General features: G+C 52.3%; 19 protein-coding genes. 7 read left to right on the top strand and 12 right to left on the bottom strand.

Annotation, left to right across the window (positions count from 1 at the left end):
* Positions 1-129 precede the first annotated feature (129 nt).
* The 3 genes from ACTID9_RS04155 to ACTID9_RS04145 are packed head-to-tail and all read left to right on the top strand — an operon-like array spanning position 130 to position 3,305.
* Positions 130-1,389, top strand: coding sequence for an efflux RND transporter periplasmic adaptor subunit (locus ACTID9_RS04155; RefSeq protein WP_441069961.1), 1,260 nt, complete (start codon positions 130-132; stop codon positions 1,387-1,389).
* Between the two features lie 12 nt (positions 1,390-1,401).
* Positions 1,402-2,121, top strand: coding sequence for an ABC transporter ATP-binding protein (locus ACTID9_RS04150; protein ID WP_441069960.1), 720 nt, complete (start codon positions 1,402-1,404; stop codon positions 2,119-2,121).
* Positions 2,118-3,305 (top strand): ABC transporter permease, encoded by a 1,188-nt coding sequence (locus ACTID9_RS04145; RefSeq protein WP_441069959.1) that lies wholly within the window; start codon positions 2,118-2,120, stop codon positions 3,303-3,305. The genes ACTID9_RS04150 and ACTID9_RS04145 overlap by 4 nt, the downstream gene beginning before the upstream one ends.
* Positions 3,306-3,343: 38 nt before the next feature.
* Here ACTID9_RS04145 and ACTID9_RS04140 read toward each other — a convergent pair whose 3' ends face one another.
* Together ACTID9_RS04140 and ACTID9_RS04135 are read right to left on the bottom strand one after the other, a co-directional pair.
* Positions 3,344-3,523, bottom strand: coding sequence for a hypothetical protein (locus tag ACTID9_RS04140; RefSeq protein WP_441069958.1), 180 nt, complete (start codon positions 3,521-3,523; stop codon positions 3,344-3,346).
* Positions 3,524-3,676: 153 nt separating this feature from the next.
* A complete protein-coding gene (locus ACTID9_RS04135; RefSeq protein WP_441069957.1) occupies positions 3,677-3,943 on the bottom strand; it encodes a DUF3886 domain-containing protein in 267 nt (88 codons plus the stop codon).
* 109 nt (positions 3,944-4,052) lie between these two features.
* Here ACTID9_RS04135 and sspK point away from each other — a divergent pair, with 109 nt between their 5' ends.
* Positions 4,053-4,184 carry a small acid-soluble spore protein K gene (sspK, locus tag ACTID9_RS04130; protein WP_003391014.1) on the top strand — a complete coding sequence of 44 codons (132 nt, stop codon included), beginning with the start codon at positions 4,053-4,055 and terminating at the stop codon, positions 4,182-4,184.
* 26 nt (positions 4,185-4,210) lie between these two features.
* Here the strand turns inward: sspK and ACTID9_RS04125 are convergent, their stop codons facing one another.
* Genes ACTID9_RS04125 through ACTID9_RS04105 form a run of 5 tightly spaced genes read right to left on the bottom strand, consistent with a single transcriptional unit; the run spans position 4,211 to position 8,505 of the window.
* Positions 4,211-4,426 carry a hypothetical protein gene (locus ACTID9_RS04125; protein ID WP_441069956.1) on the bottom strand — a complete coding sequence of 72 codons (216 nt, stop codon included), beginning with the start codon at positions 4,424-4,426 and terminating at the stop codon, positions 4,211-4,213.
* Positions 4,423-5,523 (bottom strand): GerAB/ArcD/ProY family transporter, encoded by a 1,101-nt coding sequence (locus ACTID9_RS04120; protein ID WP_441069955.1) that lies wholly within the window; start codon positions 5,521-5,523, stop codon positions 4,423-4,425. Before ACTID9_RS04120 ends, ACTID9_RS04125 begins: the two co-directional genes overlap by 4 nt.
* 3 nt (positions 5,524-5,526) lie before the next feature.
* On the bottom strand, positions 5,527-5,751 hold the full coding sequence (locus tag ACTID9_RS04115; protein ID WP_441069954.1) for a hypothetical protein: 225 nt from the start codon (positions 5,749-5,751) through the stop codon (positions 5,527-5,529).
* Positions 5,748-6,941: a Ger(x)C family spore germination protein gene (locus ACTID9_RS04110; RefSeq protein WP_441069953.1), complete on the bottom strand. Its 1,194-nt coding sequence runs from the start codon at positions 6,939-6,941 to the stop codon at positions 5,748-5,750. The genes ACTID9_RS04115 and ACTID9_RS04110 overlap by 4 nt, the downstream gene beginning before the upstream one ends.
* Entirely contained in the window at positions 6,928-8,505 is a 1,578-nt protein-coding gene (locus ACTID9_RS04105; RefSeq protein ID WP_441072407.1) for a spore germination protein, read from the bottom strand. Before ACTID9_RS04105 ends, ACTID9_RS04110 begins: the two co-directional genes overlap by 14 nt.
* A gap of 198 nt (positions 8,506-8,703) precedes the next feature.
* Between ACTID9_RS04105 and ACTID9_RS04100 the strand changes: the two genes are divergently transcribed.
* From ACTID9_RS04100 to ACTID9_RS04090, 3 genes are all read left to right on the top strand, one after another.
* Entirely contained in the window at positions 8,704-9,057 is a 354-nt protein-coding gene (locus ACTID9_RS04100) for a DUF3905 domain-containing protein (RefSeq protein WP_441069952.1), read from the top strand.
* 168 nt (positions 9,058-9,225) lie between these two features.
* Positions 9,226-9,522 (top strand): iron-sulfur cluster biosynthesis family protein, encoded by a 297-nt coding sequence (locus ACTID9_RS04095; protein ID WP_441069951.1) that lies wholly within the window; start codon positions 9,226-9,228, stop codon positions 9,520-9,522.
* A gap of 24 nt (positions 9,523-9,546) precedes the next feature.
* On the top strand, positions 9,547-10,011 hold the full coding sequence (locus tag ACTID9_RS04090; RefSeq protein WP_441069950.1) for a low molecular weight protein-tyrosine-phosphatase: 465 nt from the start codon (positions 9,547-9,549) through the stop codon (positions 10,009-10,011).
* Between the two features lie 185 nt (positions 10,012-10,196).
* On the opposite strand, the gene ACTID9_RS04085 is transcribed toward ACTID9_RS04090, so the two are convergent.
* From ACTID9_RS04085 to motA, 5 genes are all read right to left on the bottom strand, one after another.
* On the bottom strand, positions 10,197-10,859 hold the full coding sequence (locus tag ACTID9_RS04085) for a hypothetical protein (protein WP_441069949.1): 663 nt from the start codon (positions 10,857-10,859) through the stop codon (positions 10,197-10,199).
* An 85-nt stretch (positions 10,860-10,944) separates the two neighbouring features.
* The gene (locus ACTID9_RS04080) at positions 10,945-11,769 is read right to left on the bottom strand and encodes a hypothetical protein (protein ID WP_441069948.1); all 825 of its coding nucleotides are present in this window, start codon (positions 11,767-11,769) and stop codon (positions 10,945-10,947) included.
* On the bottom strand, positions 11,753-12,298 hold the full coding sequence (locus ACTID9_RS04075; RefSeq protein ID WP_441069947.1) for an RNA polymerase sigma factor: 546 nt from the start codon (positions 12,296-12,298) through the stop codon (positions 11,753-11,755). The genes ACTID9_RS04080 and ACTID9_RS04075 overlap by 17 nt, the downstream gene beginning before the upstream one ends.
* Positions 12,299-12,519: 221 nt before the next feature.
* A complete protein-coding gene (gene motB / locus ACTID9_RS04070; protein ID WP_441069946.1) occupies positions 12,520-13,350 on the bottom strand; it encodes a flagellar motor protein MotB in 831 nt (276 codons plus the stop codon).
* Complete coding sequence (gene motA, locus ACTID9_RS04065) at positions 13,343-14,146, bottom strand: flagellar motor stator protein MotA (RefSeq protein ID WP_441069945.1); 804 nt, start codon at positions 14,144-14,146, stop codon at positions 13,343-13,345. The genes motB and motA overlap by 8 nt, the downstream gene beginning before the upstream one ends.
* Positions 14,147-14,280: the final 134 nt, after the last annotated feature.

Here is a 14,280-nt window from a genome sequence, read left to right as displayed (position 1 = left end):
TTAATTGTAACACAATTCTGTTAATTTCCCTATCTCTGATTCAGGCCAAAACGATTTCCATTTCCGTAACAATTCTTCCAGCAGTTCGTATTGAATGAGGGATCAGCTTTTGAAAGGAGCAGCAAAACAATGAAAAAACGTTGGTGGATCATCGGCGCCGCCGTGCTTGCGGTAGGAGGAATCGGCAGCTACAGCATGATGGGAGGCAGCCAGCCGGCAGGCGCCATGGTAACGATGGCGACCGTAGAGAAAAACAGCATGCAGAACAAAGTGATGACGACGGGCCAGGTGAAAGTGAAAAATTCCGTTACACTATATGCGGGCACAGACGGTTTCTTGCGCGATTTTTCGCTGCAAGCCGGGGACAGCGTCAAGCAGGGCCAAATCATCGGCAAGCTGGATCAATCGGATATGGATGGCCGCTTGCTCGACATCGATGCGCAGATCGAGCTGAAGCGGGCCGATCTGGCCAAGGCCAGGCTGGGCGAAGAACCGGAAGCGATCGCCCAGCTGCAAGAGCGCGTCGCAGCGGAACAGCGCAATGTGGACGCGGCTGCGCGCGAGCATGAGCGAGCCCTTGCCTTGTTCCATTCCGGGGCGAGCACCCAGCAAGAGGTGGACAAGGCGGCGGAAGCGGTCAGCACCGCCGAAACCAATCTCAAGATCGCCAAGCAAAACCTGGCGCTGAAGCAAAAGGGGCCGCGTCCTGAAGAATTGCAATCGATCGAAGCGCAGATCAAAAAGCTGCAGATCGAGAAGAGCCAATTGGAAAAAGACCGGGTGCAAAGCATCATCCGGGCGCCGTTCGACGGCACAATCTTGACGACAAAAATCGAGAACGGCCAATATGTCGGCAAAGGCAAGGAGCTGTTCACCATCGGCGATTTGTCCAAGCTTGCCGTGGAAGCGCAAGTGAGCGAATCGGATGCGCCGAAGATCCAGGTGAACCAGGCTGCATCCATTGAGGACAATTCCTTGGGCAAAAAGCAGCTGAAAGCCAAAGTCACCCGGATTGCGCCGATCGCCGAGGCGACGACAGACAGCTCGCAAGGCAAAAAAATTCGCGTTGCCGTAACGCTTGATCTGCTCGAAGCGGCGCCACAGCTCAAGCCAGGCTATCAGGTAGATGTCAACGTCATCGTGCTGCAATCGCAAAACGCGCTTCAGGTGCCGATCGAAAGCATCCAGCAGGATGACAACGGCACCGCATTCGTCTGGGTCGGCGAAAACGGCGTCGCCAAAAAACGGACTGTAGAAACCGGGATGGAAAACGAGCTGTTCTGCGAAATTCGCAGCGGCCTTGCCCCAGGCGAAAAAATCATCGTCACCCCTCCCGACACGCTGAAGGACAATGATCCGATTATGGAGCAGCCGCAGGGAATGATGTAAGGAGGGATTCACATGCTGCATATCAAAGATTTGACCAAACGATACGAATCGGGCGGCCTGGAGCAATTCGCCCTCCAACCGATCTCCCTGACAGTCGAGCAAGGCGAATTCGTCGCCATCATGGGGCCGTCCGGTTCCGGGAAATCGACATTCATGAATTTGCTCGGATGTTTGGACAAGCCTACTTCAGGCTCGTACGTGCTCGACGGCATCGAAATCAGCCAGCTGGATGAAAACAAGCTCGCTGACGTGAGGAACCGCAAGATCGGCTTCGTCTTTCAGGCGTTCCATCTGCTGCCGCGCTCCTCTGCCCTCACGAACGTGGAGCTCCCGATGCTGTATGCGGGCCTCAGCAGAATAGAGCGCCGCGAACGGGCGACAGAAGCATTGGGACGGGTTGGCCTGGCCGAACGACTGCACAATCGGCCCAACCAGCTGTCCGGCGGACAAAAGCAGCGGGTCGCCATCGCGCGCTCACTGGTTAATCGGCCCGCGATTTTGCTGGCAGATGAGCCAACGGGTAATCTAGATTCCCGCTCTAGCCTGGAGATCATGGCGATTTTCCAAGAGCTGCACGCCCAAGGCGTCACCATTCTCCTGGTCACCCATGAGACGGATATCGCCGAGCACGCGGAACGGATCATCACATTCCGAGATGGCGCGATCATCGCTGACGACCGCGTCCAAAACCGCCGCCTCGCCCAATTGGGTGGAGAGGCGGTGCAGCCATGAATTTGTGGGAAAGCTTTCGCAGCGCGACAGAGGGCATTTGGGCGAACAAGCTGCGTTCCGGCCTGACGATGCTCGGCATCATCATCGGGATCACCTCCGTCATTGCGGTTACCACGCTCGGCCAGGGCGGCCAGCAAGCGGTCGTGAGTGAATTGGAAAAGTTCGGCACCAATACATTCAACGTTTTCGTGAAATGGGACTCGACGGAAGAAGCCAAGGACACAGACCTGCAGCTTGAGGACGCGGACATTCTCGCCCGCACCAGCCCCTATATCGATAAGATCGTTCCGATCAACAGCTGGCAAAACACCATTCGCGGCCCGAAAAAAGAAGTGCAGGGCACCTTTTACGGGTCGACCGAAGATTACCTGGCTTTACAGCCGAACATCAAAGTTGTCAAAGGGCGTTTTTACTCGTCCGAGGACACCAAGGAAAGCCGTGCCGTCATCGTGCTCGACACCGACATGGCCAAAGACTTGTTCGGCAACCAAAATCCATTGGGACAGCGTGTCGTTGTCGGCTCCAGTTCGCTCGTCGTCATCGGCGTCGTACAGGAGAGCAAGTTCCGCTTTGACCAGACGCAAATCCATTCCACCTACCTGCCGATCACGGTGCTTCAGGAATTGAATGACACGCATGAGGTGGGCCGCCTTGCCGGCAAGGCCAAGTCAAAGACTCAGCTGCAGCAGGCGATGAAACAAACGGAGCAATACTTGAACCGGAAGCATGAGCACAAGAATCACTACATGGTGAGCAGCTTGGAACAGGAGCTTGCCCAATTTAACCAGATGACCGGCATGCTGACGCTGGTGTTCGGCGTCATCGCCGGGATCTCCCTGCTCGTGGGCGGCATCGGCGTCATGAACATCATGCTTGTTTCCGTAACGGAGCGAACGCGCGAAATCGGCATCCGCAAAGCGCTCGGGGCCAAACGCCGCGATATTTTGACCCAGTTTTTGATTGAATCGATCATCGTCTGCTTGATCGGGGGAGTGATCGGTATGCTCTTGGGCAGCGGCTGCGCAATGATCATCTCCCACTTTGCTGGTCTGCCGCCGATGATTTCCTGGGAGAGCGTCGCGATTTCATTCGGTTTCTCCAGCGCAATGGGTATTTTCTTCGGCCTGTATCCGGCCAATAAAGCGGCGAAGCTCAACCCGATCGAAGCGCTTCGCTACGAATAGTGCCTGTTCGGACAAAACGGTCACGACTGCTTTGCTCGCTACATGGGGTCGGCAAAGATTTTTAGCAAAAAAAATAAGACGACCCCTATTCCTGTAATGATGATCCATAGCGGCTTGCTGCCTGGCGGCGGCGGTTCATCAGCCTTGATGAGGCCGATCAGCTGCCAGGTGCCTGCCGCGATACAAAGGAGACTTACCAGCAACAGGAATATCCCCATGCACCGTCCTCCTTCCTCCCCCTTCCTATAAGCTATATGCATTAGAAAACTTGGCGATGCCAGGCTTTTTTGGCAGAACCGCAGTTGCACTTATACAAAAAAAAAACGGCCATGACCGCTTTGGGTGATAAACACGCCGCGATCGCCGTTTTTTTAGCTAAACTTCCCGCCAGATTTTTTGTCATACTCATCCAGCAATTCGCCAAAGCTCTTGTTCTTTTCGCGCTCTTCCTTTTCGCGTCGGCGCGCTTCCTGTTCTTCTTGCGCAGCGCGCTCAACCTCGTTTTTCAAGTCACGCTCGGCTTGCTTCAGCTTGGCCAGCGCAGCCTCTCCCAGCATATCCTTCAAGGTCATCGGCGCTTGCTCCGCTGTCGTCGCTGCCGCCTGTGGTTTTCGGTTATTCGCCTGTTTTTTTGCCATGTCATCCACCTTTTCCTTCGAATTCGCGGTCCATGTCGTCCGATCATGTTGCACTCATGGTTTCCATCTGTTTCGGTCATACTACTCCTGTAAAGGGGGTGTAGCCAGCATGGTCCGCAATAAAGCAAAAGACTTCGGGAAAACCGCAGAGATCCGCGGTCCCAAAGCCCAATCGGAAGCGGTACGCTCCGACGGCTCTATCAATAGTGAACCACAAGAACGACTAAAAGAAAACCGCTAAGTGCGCCGCTTGTAAAAACCGCCTGCTCAATTTTGAGGGTGGTTTTTGTTTTTTTTCCGCTTGGGCAGCCAGCCGCAGGAGTACAACACAAAGAACGAAAACAGGATGCCATAAACGACCCCCAGCATTTGCGGGAGAATTCCTCCGTTTTTGCCGATCATGATCCCTACGATCAAAATGATGGCCATCGCAAACAGCAACAGGAAAAACCCAAGGTAGATCCCCTGCCTATTCTCCTTCATACGCTGACACTTCGCTTTCTCCTCCATTTCATGACCATCAAGAGCAGCAACAGCGGCAGTTGCGTGATCAAGGTAAAAAGGGGCCAGACGTGCGACTCAAAATGCAGCAGGTCGATGACGTTTTCGAACGAAAACTTGGTGAACAGCATCACGAGCGGCATCAATACGATCACGTACGCCCGGCTTTCCATATTCGTTTGCCCGATGGAACAGGTACATTCGCACAAGGCGTAATACACCATGCAGATTTTCATGATCAAGGACGGGATAAACACCGTCGTCATCAAAACATCCAGCCGATCCAAAAAGTCGGTGATGTGGATCATCTGCAAAACGAACAGGTTCGGGTAAACCGCTTTGCTGCCCATGGACGTGCCGATGCTGACAAGCAAGGTGACCATCATCAGCGACGCCAAAAACGTACCCAGCATGATGCCGCGCAAGAGCGGATGCACTTTGCCCGGCTCCCGCTGCGGAGTAAAGGCGAACGTGACCGCGCTGATGATCAGCACCTCGCCGTACAGCCCCAAAAAATTGAATGACCCTTTCATGATGCCCGGCCAGCCCGAGGTGAACATCGGACGCAAATTGCCCAGCGTCACCTCATTGAGCAGCAGCAGCGGCAACGTCAGAAACATGATAAGCGTAATAAGGTAGTAAATATGATTGACACGCACAAGCACCTCGATCCCGGCGCGAACGAGGTAGACGACCAGTGCGAGAATGCTTAAGACAATCACAGGCGCTGGGGTATTATACAGCAGAATGGTCTTGACGAACTCGCTCAGCTCGCGCAAATCCATCGAGACAGACAGCAACAGGTAAAACATCAGCCATACGTTGATCAAGCTGCCGAGCGTGTTGCCGGCCAACTTTTTAATCAGTTCAAACAAGGTCGACTCCACGCTGTCGCGCGACAAATAAATGATGCAAAACGAGATGAGGAAACCGTAGAGCATCGCAGGAAAAAACGTGAGCCACGCATCCTGTTTGGCAAACACGATCGAGTCTTTCGTCAATGACAGACCAGACCCGGCAGTCAGAAAAGAAGCCATGATCAATGTCAGTTGACTGGTAGAAATGGTTTGCTTGCTCATGCACTAGTCTCCTCTCAAAATATCTTGGCCCCACCCTCCCCACCATTGGCTCATCCATTCGGCAGGCAGCTTCAGCGGAAAGTGAAAATCCTTCATGATGGCGATCACAAGTGACGCCACGAACAAAATATAATAGAGCCGCTTGCCCTGTTTCCGCCAGATGTGCTTGTCGAGATTCTTGCAAAATTGGCTGTAAGCCAGAATGATGCAGACGATGATGGTATTCATTTCGTTGGCGCAGACGGTTGGTGCTTCCAGATGTCTACATTTTCCGTGACTTGACCAACCCGACGGATCAGCAGATTTGCTTGAATGTCAAACTTGGCTTTCTTGAATACGTCGTACCATCGGTTTTTCACCTTGTCCCACTCCTTCGGATGCGTTTGGTAGAGCAAATACCCCGCCCCCATCACATCGCTGTGCAAATTTTGCATCTTGGCGATCAGCTTCTCCATTTCGGTTTTCATATGTTTCGCCCAGATTTTCTCCATTTCTTTGATATATTGTTCATTATCCAGGTTCACAATTGCCGTGCTTTCCAGAATGCTTCCTTCCGCGTGAAGGGAAAGCCGGAACCGCAGCGGTTCTTTCACGCTGACCAGCTCCAGCTTTTTGTCGCCCGATTCAATCTGAATGCCCACTCTGTCCTTTGATTTATCCCCGAACGGGATGACATCGCGGTACCGTTGAAATTTGTTGGTCAACCACAGGATCGCGCGCGCCTCGCTCCCCGTGACCATACCGACCATCCTGTCGCCCGAAAACAGTGCAGTGCCAATCATCATGGCTTCGTCGCTCGGTGAAGGCCCCTTGTTCTTCAAGGTCTTAAAGACCGGCAGCGTCATGTCGACCCCCTGATTGCTCAACTTCTGCCAAATCTCGTTCAGATTGACTTTGCCTGACGGATTCAGCGTAATGATCTCGCGGATCGCCTCGCCGGAAAAACGCTCCAAATGGGGTTTTGCCTTCAGCAGCTTTTCCCCCGAATCCTTGCCGATGACGAAATAGGTGGTGATCCGGTTTTGCGGAATGCGGGCAAGCACATCGAAGATGATGCGAATCCCTTTTCGCGCCAGCTCTTCGCCGATGATGATCACACGTCTGTGGGAATAGTTGAGCACCCGCGACATCCTTACCTGCATCTTGCCAGCCCCATTCGTAAGGGGAAAGCCGACCGAGTCATCGATATAGTAGGGACTTTTGCCGCTCGTGCCGCCGCCGCCTCCTGTCGACCCGCCCATCTGCCCGGGCAGCGCGATGAGGGCCGCCTGTTTGTATTGTCCATTCTTGTCAATATCGAAAGAATTCGCCAGGACAAACGCGACGTCATTGATCTCCCGCCTGTCCCAGCATCCGGCAAGGAAAAGGGCTGGCAGCAGCGTCACGATCAGGCACGCGTGCTTTTTACGGTTTTTCACCCTTCATCCCTCCTTGATCGGCAATCTCTTTATGCGTTTCCTCGCTTACCCGCGTAGCGTTTCGGGTATTCAACTGAACAGGACGCTGCATGTTTTGCCAAATCGGATTGCGGATGAGCGAATCCTTCCATTCCGAGAACTGCATCGGCCCCATTGGCCAAAAGTAAGGGGTGCCGAACGACCGAAGCTTGCAGAGATGACCCACAATGAACATGAAGCCGATAATGATCCCGAAGACGCCGAGGATCGAGGCCAAAATCATCAGCGGGAAACGAAGCATCCGGATCGGGATCGCCAGGTTGAAACGCGGAATGACAAACGTCGCGATCCCCGTGGTCGAAACGACGATAACCACGGGTGCGCTCACGATCCCCGCTTGCACCGCCGCTTGCCCCACCACCAAGGCGCCGAGAATGGACACGGCTTGCCCGATCGTACGCGGCAGCCGGATGCCCGCCTCCCGCAGCGCCTCGAAGGCGATCTCCATCAAGAGCGCCTCCACCACAGCCGGAAACGGGATCGATTCCCTCGCGGCCGCGATGCTGAGCATGAGCGACGTGGGCAGCATCTCCTGGTGGAACGTAGTGACCGCAATATAAAGCGCCGGCGTGAACAAGGCGACGCCGAGCAGCAGCACGCGCAGCAGCCGCAGCAAGGTGGAAATTTCCCAGCGTTCGTAGTAGTCTTCCGACGCCTGCATCATGGACCAAAACGTGGACGGGACAATCAGGGCAAACGGCGTGCCATCCACCAGGATGGAAATGCGCCCTTCCAACAGGGAGGCCGCTACCGTATCCGGCCGTTCCGTATGCATGATTTGCGGGAACAGCGTCCAGGTGTCGTCCTGGATAAACTCCTCGATGTAGCCCGATTCCAGAATGCCGTCGACATGGACTTTCTTCAGACGGGCCAGCACTTCTTCCACCAGATCGTGGGAAACGATTCCTTCCAGATAGGCCACGACCAGATTCGTATGGGTCTCGTCTCCGATCACGATCGATTTCATCTTCAAGCGCGGCGTTTTCAGCTTGCGGCGCAGCAGCGCCGTGTTCGTGCGGATATTTTCATTAAAACCTTCGCGGGGACCACGGATGACGGTCTCCGTTTCCGGCTCCGCTACACTCCGATGCTCGGCTCCGCGATAGCCCACGCTGACAGCCTTGTCATTGCCGTCGACCAAAAGGATGGTGTCGCCGTTTAGCACCTGCAAAACCATCTTGCCGAAATTATCGAGCAGGCTCAGCTGTGTCGCATTAATGGAATGCTGCATCAAGCATTCGATGTCAGCTTCCTGCCCTTCCTGGATCAAGAGCGAGCGCAGCAAGCTGGTGTCCACCAATTCCGTATTGACCATCCCGTCGATAAAGACGAGAAGCGCTTTTGTCGATGTTCCTTCAATGATAAACTCACGGAAAACCATGTCCGAGCACTCATAAAACAGGCCTTCCAGCGATCTCTTATTCTCTGCCAAATTCGACGAAAGCGGCAATTGCTTGAGCGCTTCGACATCATAGCTGATCAGTTCGTGCAACGGGGTTTCTTTTTGCTGCTGCTTGGTCGCCATCTCTTTGAGACGGCTCCATTTTCTCCCGAAATTGCTCGTGCGCCTTCCGCTTGGCAAAAGCTTCACATCCTTCACCATAAGCTAGTTCAAGTTTTTGTCTCTTCGTTCACGGTTATACCTGTTATTTTCCAATGGCGCATAATCATGGCAGATCGGTTGCATACTCTTACCAGAATCCATGTTTGGGAGGAAGCGGCAATGGCGAAAGACAACTCGCGGGAAAAACAAACGCTCCAGCAGGTAGGAATTGACGGCACAATGCCGCATCAAATTGATGCGCCCGATTTCAAGCAATCGACCAAAGACATGCAGGCGCCGTTCGTGAATGAGCACGGCGTCGTGATTGGCGACAGCTTTTACAACTCGGCCAACTCCCCGCTGAATCAGTGGAGCACCGAAACCGATCCGAGCGTGATGGCAGGTGACGAGTGGGTCCATCCCACCAACGACATCGGCTGGAACTCCCCGGATAACAAAGATTTGCTCCATGACATTCCACCGACACAGCCTTTCCAGCATGCGGACAAGGATGTCAGCTATGGAGGCGATTGACCAGATGCGCTCTGGACGGGCACGAAAGGCACTCATCCACCGAGTGCCTTTTTGCTGTTCGTTACGATGACCGTCATCGTGATTTCCCTTTGCCACCACCACTTTGGAACGCGTACAATAGGAACGTGTCGATTTTTTTTGAGATGATCGTTTGGAGGCGTTTTGTTCGTGAAGATAGAGTTGCGCATCCAGCCAGAATTTGCGCTGGCGTATCAGCGTTATGCGGATTTCCGCCCCGGCGATACCCTTCGGCTGTATGTCCGGACGGGAGGGCCGGGAACAGGCGGTTTGTTTTATGCGATTGAAAAAGATGAGCAACTGGCCAATGATGCGGCTTTTGAAGTGGAAGGGATGACGTTTGTCATTCGTCCGCAAGACTTTTGGTATTTTGACGGCGGCGCGTTGACCTATGATAAAAGGTATGGGGAATACGGCTTTTTCTTCAGCAATCCGCGGCTCGATTGACCGGAAAAAGGGGGAAGCATTTCAATGGTACATGTCTTGTTTGTCTGCTTGGGGAATATTTGCCGCTCGCCGATGGCTGAGGCGGTTTTTCGCCATTTGGTAAAGGAAGAGGGACTGGAGCAACAGATCCGCATCGACTCGGCGGGAACCGGAGATTGGCACGCGGGAGAACCGCCGCACCAAGGGACGCGTGATGTATTGAAAAAAAACGGCATTTTCCATGACGATTTGGTCGCGCGTCAGATTCAACCGATCGATTTTGACCAGTTCGATTACATCGTCTGCATGGATGAGCAAAACCTCGCTGCCTTGCGTCGCATGGCGCCAGCCGATAAACCGATCTATCGCCTGCTCGATTTCGCGCGCGAGCTATCGGAAGAGAATGTGGAGGACCCGTATTACACCGGGCGGTTTGGGCATGTGTATGATCTTGTTTTGGCTGGAAGCAGGGGGTTGTTGGAGCATATCAAAGCTGAGGGGCTTCGGTAAGTCGGTTAGTGTAGTGGAGGGTCGGGGATTTTCGGAAAAAAGTTACGCTCCGCTCTTACGATGCCTGCTGGGGGTCGGGGTGTGGCTGGCATCGTAAAGGCGTCGCTCCACTTTTTTCCGAAAATCCCTTCGCTGCTGAAGTTTGCTTTGATATGAAAATAAAAGAGAAATATACAAAAAGAGCCTTAAAAATAATGCAGAAACATGACTGGTGCTCCACTGGCATCGATTTGTATGGATATCGAATCAAGTGGGGCATTTGGGTCTTGTACCTTGGCGTTGTAAATCATATGACCGACCGTGGTGTATCTGTCGCTGCTCGCGCCAAAATTGACATCGTTCGCAACGTAGTTCGCCGCATTTTTTCCTAACATTTGCGCCATCAACTTATCGGCTGCCGCCTTCGTTACCTTTCTCGCCTTCTCCAATTCAGGAGTTTTGTTAAAGTTGTTCAGATAGTCTGCCGGATATGTTGGTCTGTCTTTTTGAAGAGAAAACGCCTTCACTTCCCCTGTGTTCTCCATGATATACAAGGTCGCAGAAGGATAGGTAAGCTCTTTTGACTTCGACATTGCGATGGTATAGTACGATTTTGCTGCTGTACGGGTCAGACGAATCTCCCGAATTATAAACCCTTTCAAGTCAGGAAGGATCGTTTTCATCTTTTCGATCGATTGCTTAGCTTTCTCATCCAGCACGGCATTTTGAATGACGAGAGGCTTTTCTTTTTCTTTGGTTGCTTGCGCATTTGTCGGAGCTTTACCAGCTCCCGGGTCAGCTGCCAAAGCCGTGGTTCCCGTGAGCATGCACAGTATGGCGAGTGCGCCGATTATTTTTTTTGCTTTCATCTGTTACTCCTCCTCGGTAGGTTACTTTACTCATTGTCCTGTCTATTAGTGACATGTTCCCCAAAAAGGTTACAGCTTTTTGGAATTAATTTGCATGTTCATCTTTCGGCATTATTCGTTTATTGAAATCTGCCTTGTACCAGGAATCATAGGAATGAGGTTTTTTCACCTTTTCATAGGAGAGAAAAGCCCCTTCACTGTCAAGCTCAACGGTAGCGTAGTAGGCTGAAGCTGCGTCGATCGTAGCCTTAAAGTTGATCGTGTACGCGCGAATGGTCGGATGCATTTGCAAATCAAAGGACTTCTCCGTCCAAACCGATGTGACGTCAAATGGATACGGGCTCGGACCCACAATCGCATCCAGCAGCCTGGCCGCCTGCGCCGTAGCTTTGTCCTCGGGAATGGCATGCTGTGTTTCTACACGTTTTTGGGACAAATAAAATTTGCCAACGTCCCCCTCATGATCAAAATAAATGGTAGCCACCGTCCCATTGTCCTTCACCAAAACGACCGACTTCACCTCTTCATTGACATCCCCAACGCTTATGCGGGAATATGTCTGCAGAATGGGAAAATGCGATTGCAGCTTGTTCAACGACCTCTGCATTTCCGCAGACAATGCGCCGCTGGCCGCCTTCCCCTCCCTATCGTGCTTTTCCGCCTGTGGAGCCTGTGCTTGTTGACTCCACCATCCCGCATGTTCAAACGAGGAGACTCCCCAGACCAAAAGGAATGTTGCCGCAACTACGATACCTTGATACTGAAGGGCCAACCATCGTTTTCTTTTTTCCTGTTTTTTCAGTTGGGCGATACAACGATCACGCGTCTTCGTAACGAATTCTTCCCGCGGTTCAAAATCGGGTGAATTTCTTACGGCATAGCGCCACACTTTGTCACTTTGCCCATCCATTCGCCCACTCCCCTTCCATCGATGGTTCCAGCTCGTCTTGCATCTTTTTGATCGCCCGGTGGTAATCAACCTTTACTTTTGTTTCCGAACATGCGAGGATTTCTGCCGTTTCTTTGACACTGTACTCCTCGAAAAGCCGCAGGATCACCACGGTCCGATACTGTGGTTTCAACGTTTGCAATGCAGCCAAAATGCGCTGGTAGTCTTCTTTGTCCAACATCTGCGTTTCCGGCAGCCCCTCATTGGTGGGTACGGATTTCAAGAACGCCTCGGAAAAAATATGAGAGAACTTCTTCTTCCTCGCCCATTCTCGCGCTGCATTTTTGGCGATTGCCAAGATCCACGTTTTCAGTTGAGAATGACCTTTGAATTTTTCGAGAGATTTGACGACGCGGATGAAAGTTTCTTGCATCAAATCTTCTGCATCCCCCCGATTGCCTGTAAAACAAAATAGAAAATGATACACGTCGCGATGATACGTGTGATAAATCTGATCAAATTGCTCCTGTGGAGACTGATAAGAAAACAAACGGTTTTCACCTCTAACGTAACTCAGTTCACGGCAAAACAGGAGGCTGTCATGAGAAATGCTCCATGTTTTACCCGCGTCCAATTAGATGTCATTTCCCAGCAAAAAGTTACATGCTAAGAGAAAAATTCCCATCGAATGTTGTTCCGGCAATTTCCAAACAGCTTTGCGAACAACACGATATGCACGACAATAGAAAAAGCTGAGGAATAATCCCCAGCTTAATTACTTGTCTTCTTTGTCGGTTGATGCAAATCGGTGAAGTCGCGGAGGACCATCAGCTCGACGCGGCGGTTTTTGGCTCGGCCTTCCGGGGTTGCGTTGGTTGCGACCGGATGGTATTCGCCTTTGCCCGTGGCGCTGAAGCGGGATGGGTCCAAGCTTTTGTTTTCCAACAAGATTTTGAGGAAGTTCGTCGCACGCTTGGTGCTCAAATCCCAGTTGGACGGGAATTCATATGTATTGATCGGCATCGTGTCCGTATGACCGGTTACGGTCACCTGCTTGGGCAGCGGCACCAGCTGTTTGGCGATTTCCTTCGCCAGCTCGCGGGCATCCGGACGGATCGTTGCACTTCCCGACGCGAACAGCGCATTGTCCAAAATCGTGATCATCAAGCCTTCTTCGGACAGCTTGGTTTGCAGCCTGTCCGTCATCTTGTGCTGCACGATATAATCGTTGATCTGCTGCTGCAACTGCTTCAAATCATTGGTCTCTTTTTGATAGGCCGCTTCAAATTTTTTCTGTTCCTCGGATTTTTCTTCTTCCTGATTGTCGCTCTTCCCGGTCCCTTTGGTGACGGTGCGCTGGATCGACTGCACATCTTTCGCATTGACAGGCACAGGGGCCGGCTGCTGCAGCACCCCGACGCCGCCGGATAACGCTACATTGAATGATTGCATGATCTGTTCGAATTTTTTCGCGTCCACTTTGGACGACGCAAACAACACGATGAAAAGCGCGAGCAGAAGTGTCAACAAGTCCGCGTACGGAATGAGCCAGGATTCATCAACGTGCTCTTCATGATGTTCCCTTCTCCCTTTCTTAGCCATTCACCTCGACACCTTCTTCCTGCGTCTCCGCCTTGGCAGCAGCACGTTCGCTCACAGGGATGTAAACCAGCAGCTTCTGCTCAATTGCGGTCGGCGAGACACCCGCCTGGATGGAAAGCAACCCTTCCACCATAATCTTTTTGATTTCGATCTCTTGCTTGGATTTGCGTTTCAGCTTGTTGGCGAAAGGGTGCCACAGCACGTACCCGGTGAAGATCCCCAAAAGGGTTGCGATGAACGCCGCTGAAATGGAGTGACCCAGCTTTTCGATGTCCGACAAATTCCCGAGCGCGGCAATCAGACCGACTACCGCACCGAGCACCCCGAGCGTCGGCGCATAAGTTCCGGCCTGCGTAAAAATTTGTGCGCCTGCCTGATGGCGATCCTCGATCGCATAAATCTCTTCGTTCAACACATCGCGGACGAATTCCGGCTCGCCACCGTCGATGATCATTTTCATCCCGTTTTTCAGGAAGGGGTCCTGAATCTCGTCGGACGTATTTTCCAGAGCCAGCAAGCCTTCACGGCGTGCGATCGATGCCCAGTTCATGAACTGGTTAATCAGTTCCCGCTTGTTTGGCAGCGCTTGCTCTTTGAACAAGACGCCGAACAGCTTGGGCACTTTTTTCATTTCATTCATTGGAAATGCAATCATGACAGCTGCAGCCGTACCGGCGATGATGATCAGAAATGCAGCGGGGTTGACTAGCGCGGCAAGACTTGCACCTTTTAGCACCATCCCTAAACCGACCGCTATGACGCCAAGGCCAAGCCCTATATATGTAGATTTTTCCATCTTGCCACTCCCTATTTCACGTGATCTGAAAAACTCTTCTATATATCTATTCGGAAAAAAACGCTCGAAGGATGAGCAAAAAATGGCAGTATATATCGTAATTCGTCAAAATCCAACGATTTCCTGCGATTATA

Origin of the sequence: Brevibacillus fluminis (assembly GCF_052072235.1) — a bacterium.
GTDB classification, from domain to species: Bacteria; Bacillota; Bacilli; order Brevibacillales; family Brevibacillaceae; genus Brevibacillus_D; species Brevibacillus_D fluminis_A.
Note: the sequence above shows the minus strand (reverse complement) of the source record. Positions and strands in the feature narration are given on the sequence as shown.

Coding starts and splice junctions, on each gene's coding strand:
- ACTID9_RS04155 (WP_441069961.1), top strand. CDS start 130: ATGAAAAAACGTTGGTGGATCATCGGCGCCGCCGTGCTTGCGGTAGGA.
- ACTID9_RS04150 (WP_441069960.1), top strand. CDS start 1,402: ATGCTGCATATCAAAGATTTGACCAAACGATACGAATCGGGCGGCCTG.
- ACTID9_RS04145 (WP_441069959.1), top strand. CDS start 2,118: ATGAATTTGTGGGAAAGCTTTCGCAGCGCGACAGAGGGCATTTGGGCG.
- ACTID9_RS04140 (WP_441069958.1), bottom strand. CDS start 3,523: ATGGGGATATTCCTGTTGCTGGTAAGTCTCCTTTGTATCGCGGCAGGC.
- ACTID9_RS04135 (WP_441069957.1), bottom strand. CDS start 3,943: ATGGCAAAAAAACAGGCGAATAACCGAAAACCACAGGCGGCAGCGACG.
- sspK (WP_003391014.1), top strand. CDS start 4,053: ATGGTCCGCAATAAAGCAAAAGACTTCGGGAAAACCGCAGAGATCCGC.
- ACTID9_RS04125 (WP_441069956.1), bottom strand. CDS start 4,426: ATGAAGGAGAATAGGCAGGGGATCTACCTTGGGTTTTTCCTGTTGCTG.
- ACTID9_RS04120 (WP_441069955.1), bottom strand. CDS start 5,523: ATGAGCAAGCAAACCATTTCTACCAGTCAACTGACATTGATCATGGCT.
- ACTID9_RS04115 (WP_441069954.1), bottom strand. CDS start 5,751: ATGAATACCATCATCGTCTGCATCATTCTGGCTTACAGCCAATTTTGC.
- ACTID9_RS04105 (WP_441072407.1), bottom strand. CDS start 8,505: ATGGCGACCAAGCAGCAGCAAAAAGAAACCCCGTTGCACGAACTGATC.
- ACTID9_RS04100 (WP_441069952.1), top strand. CDS start 8,704: ATGGCGAAAGACAACTCGCGGGAAAAACAAACGCTCCAGCAGGTAGGA.
- ACTID9_RS04090 (WP_441069950.1), top strand. CDS start 9,547: ATGGTACATGTCTTGTTTGTCTGCTTGGGGAATATTTGCCGCTCGCCG.
- ACTID9_RS04085 (WP_441069949.1), bottom strand. CDS start 10,859: ATGAAAGCAAAAAAAATAATCGGCGCACTCGCCATACTGTGCATGCTC.
- ACTID9_RS04080 (WP_441069948.1), bottom strand. CDS start 11,769: ATGGATGGGCAAAGTGACAAAGTGTGGCGCTATGCCGTAAGAAATTCA.
- motB (WP_441069946.1), bottom strand. CDS start 13,350: ATGGCTAAGAAAGGGAGAAGGGAACATCATGAAGAGCACGTTGATGAA.
- motA (WP_441069945.1), bottom strand. CDS start 14,146: ATGGAAAAATCTACATATATAGGGCTTGGCCTTGGCGTCATAGCGGTC.